Source organism: Chloroflexota bacterium (assembly GCA_013152435.1).
In the GTDB taxonomy this organism is placed as follows: domain Bacteria; phylum Chloroflexota; class Anaerolineae; order DUEN01; family DUEN01; genus DUEN01.
Map to the genome: position 1 here is coordinate 1 of JAADGJ010000136.1, position 4,462 is coordinate 4,462.

At 64.3% G+C, this 4,462-nt stretch carries 4 protein-coding genes; 2 read left to right on the top strand and 2 right to left on the bottom strand.

All coding sequences use genetic code 11. From position 1 onward, the window contains the following. Positions 1-457 (top strand): M20/M25/M40 family metallo-hydrolase (locus GXP39_18715; protein NOZ30068.1); only part of this gene is annotated, 457 nt, incomplete at its 5' end. Between the two features lie 68 nt (positions 458-525). On the opposite strand, the gene GXP39_18720 is transcribed toward GXP39_18715, so the two are convergent. Next, positions 526-2,010: a rhamnulokinase gene (locus GXP39_18720; GenBank protein ID NOZ30069.1), complete on the bottom strand. Its 1,485-nt coding sequence runs from the start codon at positions 2,008-2,010 to the stop codon at positions 526-528. 537 nt (positions 2,011-2,547) lie between these two features. On the opposite strand from GXP39_18720, the gene GXP39_18725 reads away from it, so the two are divergent. Beyond that, positions 2,548-2,805 (top strand): AbrB/MazE/SpoVT family DNA-binding domain-containing protein, encoded by a 258-nt coding sequence (locus GXP39_18725; protein NOZ30070.1) that lies wholly within the window; start codon positions 2,548-2,550, stop codon positions 2,803-2,805. Between the two features lie 37 nt (positions 2,806-2,842). On the opposite strand, the gene GXP39_18730 is transcribed toward GXP39_18725, so the two are convergent. Further along, positions 2,843-4,261: a M81 family metallopeptidase gene (locus GXP39_18730; protein NOZ30071.1), complete on the bottom strand. Its 1,419-nt coding sequence runs from the start codon at positions 4,259-4,261 to the stop codon at positions 2,843-2,845. Positions 4,262-4,462 lie beyond the last annotated feature (201 nt).

The window sequence follows — 4,462 nt, forward strand, 5'->3', positions numbered from 1 at the left end:
CTCGTTGCGGGAGATTCGCTCATCCAGCGATGGCCTTTATGATCGAGTGGACGCCACGGTCGGGCTGCGCCTGCCGCCGGACATCGAGCGGGCCGAGCTGGAACAGGCGATCCGCTCGGCCGCGCCCCAGGCGCCGGATTTGGAGGTCACGATCTCGTTCCGTGGGTATGAGCCGGCCTACCGTGCGCCCAAGAACACCCCATTAGTACGTGCCTTCCTGGCGGCGATTCGAGAGCACGGCGGCCGGCCGGGGTTCAAAATCAAGACCGGCACCAGCGACATGAACGTCGTGGGGCCGGTCTGGGGATGTCCCATCGTCGCCTATGGCCCGGGCGACTCCAGCCTGGACCACACGCCGGAGGAGCATATCGAGCTGGAGGAATACCTGCACGCCATTGAAGTATTGACAGACGTGCTCCAGCGACTGATGCGGGAAGCCCCACCAGAGCGCGCCTGAAATACAAACAGGCACCGGCTGAAAGCCCGGTGCCTGTTCCTTATAAGAGGGTGCGACGCATTCCAGTCTCACAATCCCATGTATTCTCGGAACCGGCCGTACGCCTCCTCCCAAGCGGCCGTGTCCTGCGGCTCGTACTCCTCCGGCGCCACGGAGCGACGCACGATCTCCCGCAGCTCCTGCAGCGAGCCGATCTCCCCCTGGCCCATAGCCTGAATCAACACGTTGCCCGTGGCCGTGGCCTCGATCGGCCCGGCGATCACCGGCAGTTTGGTGGCGTTGGCGATGAACTGACAGAGCAACTTGTTCTGAATGCCGCCGCCCACGATGTGCAACACCTTCAACGGCCGGCCGCGCAGGCGGGCCAGCGTGTCCGCCGTGTAACGGCACTTCAGAGCCAATCCCTCCAGCGCGCAGCGCAGGATAGCCCCCCGGCTCTCCGGCACCGGCTGCCCCGTCGCCTGGCATCGCTCCTGAATGACCTTAGGCATGTCCGTCGGGTTCAGAAAGGCCGGATCGTCCGGATCCACGAACGAGCGGAACGGCTCGGCCTCCGCCGCCATCCGGGTCAGCTCATCCCAGCTCGTCGCCTGGCCATCCTCTCGCGCCCAGATGCGCCGACACTCCTGCACCAGCCACAGGCCGGTGATGTTCTTCAGGAAGCGATAAGTGCCATCTACGCCACCCTCGTTGGTGAAGTTCGCCTCCTGCGCCTCCTGGGTCAGGATCGGCGTCCGCACCTCAATACCCATTAACGCCCAGGTGCCCAGGCTGATGTAAGCCCAATCCTCGCCCCGCGCGGGCACCGCCGCCACCGCCGACCCCGTATCGTGGGACGCCGGCGCGATCACATCTACATTGACTACGCCCGTCTCCTCCGCGATGTGGGGCAACAGCCGACCGATCCGGGTGCCCGGCTGGATCACGGGCGTGAAGATCCGACGCGGCAGCCCGACGCGATCGATCAGCTCCCAGGCCCAATCGCCCGTGCGGGGATTATGACATTGCGTCGTCGTGGCGTCGGTGAACTCCACCACCCGCTCGCCCGTGAGGAAGTAATGGAACAGGTCGGGCATCATCAGGAGCTGATCGGCCACCTCCAACTGCGGCGCTCCTGCCCGTTTCAGCGCGATGAGCTGATACAGCGTGTTGATGGGCATGAACTGGAGGCCGGTCTGCTCGAAGATGGTCTGCCGCCCGATCTCGGCCACCACCGAGTCCATCACGCCCTCGGTGTACGGGTCCCGGTAGGCGATGGGGTTCCCGAGCAGGCTGCCATCCCGCCCGATGAGGCCGAAGTCCACGCCCCATGTGTCCACGCCGACGCTGCTCAGCCCCCCCTCGCCACGGCCGGCCCAGATGCGCAAGGCCTGCAGCAACTCCCGGAAAAGCCCCAGCACATCCCAATGCAAGTAATCCGGAAGGCGGATCATGGGATTATCGAAGCGATGGATCACGTCCAGGCTCAGCCGCTCGCCGTCAAAGCGCCCGAGGATGGCACGCCCATTCGACGCGCCCAGATCGAAGGCCATGTAATTCTTTTGTGCTGCCATCGGATACCCCCTTGCTGGCATGAGGTGATAATCCACGGAGAGGGACTACGCTCTCTATATAGTCGAGGTAGACACGGATATTATATCATGTAGCGGGATATCCTGCGAGTATATTAGTAAAGGGTAGCGCATCCTTTTCGGTGGAAATTTGGCGGGAGGCTTGGAGGGGCGCCAGTCCCTCCCTCAAGTTTGGCCTTTCGGGTAGCGGAGGGCAATGCCCTCCGCTACCCGCACAAGATACTGAGAGTAATGCGGCAAAGAAAGCCGTATGTCTGGCCATCAAAGGAAAAGGCCAAAGTCCAGGGAGGGGCGCCAGCCCTTCCAACAAACAAGCACCTTTTCCGCCTTTCACCTGCCTCCCTCGGCTCCATCCCTCGGATAAGGCCGAGAAACGGCAGGTACGAGGCGGGAAAAAAGAAATCCGGCTTCTGCCGGAAGCTGGGTTTCTTTAGGGTCTCTTCACCAACGAATCTTTCGATTGATGTAAGGACAAGCATGTCGTATACTTCTCTAGTATCGCGCGACGGAGGTACAACTATGGCGCGTATAGTAGGATCCAAGGGCCAGGTTGTGATCGAGAAACCCATTCGGGACGCTTTAGGGATACGCCCCGGCTATATCGCCGTGCAGAAGTTGGTGGGAGACCACGTGGAGATCCATTTCTACCCACCGGAACATCAAGAGTCGCAACGAGGCGTCTTGGCCGATAAAGCCAAGCGACGCGTCCCTCCCGAAGAATGGTCGAGAGCGAAGGAAGAGGCCTGGAGCAAGGCTGTCACCAGTGAATGGCGGTAAAAACCCCAGCTTCTGCGAAAGCCGGGGTTTTCCATACTCATCCGGCAGGCGACCATTCCATATCCGGGTCCAGCGGATAGATGGGACGCGGCACACGACGATAAGGGAGCTCGGCCATGACCTGCGTGGCATACCCCGGGCTCAGGGCCATGATGGCCCGCGGGGCGCTGTCCCGCAACTCGGGGAACAGATAGCCCAGCTTGGTCACCACGATCTTATGTGCCATCGTGTCCACGCCCGCCCGACGGAAGTCGTCCAGGCACGTGAACGCCCGACGCGATCGCGTCAGGATCACCCGCACGCCGTCCACCTGCACCGTGGCGATGCCCTCCTCCTCCGGCGCCAGATGCACGACGCGGCCGGTGATGCGCAAAGGCCGCCCATGATCGGGGTCCAGCCGGCCGCCCACGGCCAACTCCACGGTCGCGCCCACCCCGGCCAGATAGCACCGCCGCGTGGCCGGCGCGTCGGCGATGGCCGCGTAGACGGCATCAGGCGCGCCATGGGCCAGCAGCCGCTCCAGGACGAAGGGCACGTCCCCCGCGCCGCCGGCCGTGGTGTTGTCGCCGGAATCCGTGATGAACACGGGGGACTCGGGGGCCGCCAGAGCGGCCTCGATGGCCTCATCCACGGGGAGCGTCTCCACATCGTAGCCGAATCGATCCCGCCGATTCCACATCGCCTGCGCCAGACGCCGGGCCTGCTCCCGCGCGAACTCCAGATGGGACGCATCCTCCGCCGCGACGAGCACGTAAGCCGCCGCGTTGGGCACATCGGCCCAGGCGAAGCCCACCAGGATGGACGCGGCGGCGATGCCAGGCTGCGCGTCCACCTCGGGCAACATCGCCATCAGCGAGCGCATCGGCTCCACCTCGGTGATGGCCTGCTCGCCGAAGAGGAGGAGCGGCACCCGGATCATCGTCGTGCGAGGGCGACGTCCAGCCCGGATGGCCTCCACCAGGAGCGTCAGCGCCCGATCGCGGGTCTCCCACATGTCCCGATGCGGGGCGGTGCGATAGGCCACCAGCACGTTCATCCCGTCCACGAACTCAGGCGTCATGTTGCCGTGCAGGTCCAGCCGGGCGGCGATGGGGATCTCATCCCCCACCTGCGCGCGGATGGCGCGCACCAGGTCCGTCTCCCCGTCTCCGATGTCGCGTACGTAGAGGGCGCCGTGCAGGATGAGGAAGATGCCGTCGAGCGAGCCCGCCGCGGCCAGCCCCTCCAGGATCTCGGCCTTGAACGCCTGATACGTCGCCGTGTCCACCGGGCCGGACGGCAGCGCCGAGGCGAAGAGGATGGGGACGGGCTCGATCCCCAGGCGCCCGATCACCTCCGGAAATCCGGGCTCGTTCAGGACCTCCACGCCTCGACGCACGGTGAAATCGACGCGATGGGTGATGACCGAGGAGAATGTGTTCGTCTCATGGGAGATCCCCGCGATGGCGATCCGCATTTTCGCCTCCTTGCTAGCCGAACCGTGGGAACGCACAGCCGTGCGTCCCTATACGCGTCAAGTTAAGCGAAGTCGTGCGTTCTGTGATCTAAACAGCCTGGCGTCACATTGTGCCCCACCCCCCTGTAGTCCCCCCTCCCCAATCCGCTTCGCTGGGGAGGGGGGACAGGGAATGGCTTGTGGTGGCGGCGCAGCTTCGCT

Coding starts and splice junctions, on each gene's coding strand:
- GXP39_18725 (NOZ30070.1), top strand. CDS start 2,548: ATGGCGCGTATAGTAGGATCCAAGGGCCAGGTTGTGATCGAGAAACCC.
- GXP39_18720 (NOZ30069.1), bottom strand. CDS start 2,010: ATGGCAGCACAAAAGAATTACATGGCCTTCGATCTGGGCGCGTCGAAT.
- GXP39_18730 (NOZ30071.1), bottom strand. CDS start 4,261: ATGCGGATCGCCATCGCGGGGATCTCCCATGAGACGAACACATTCTCC.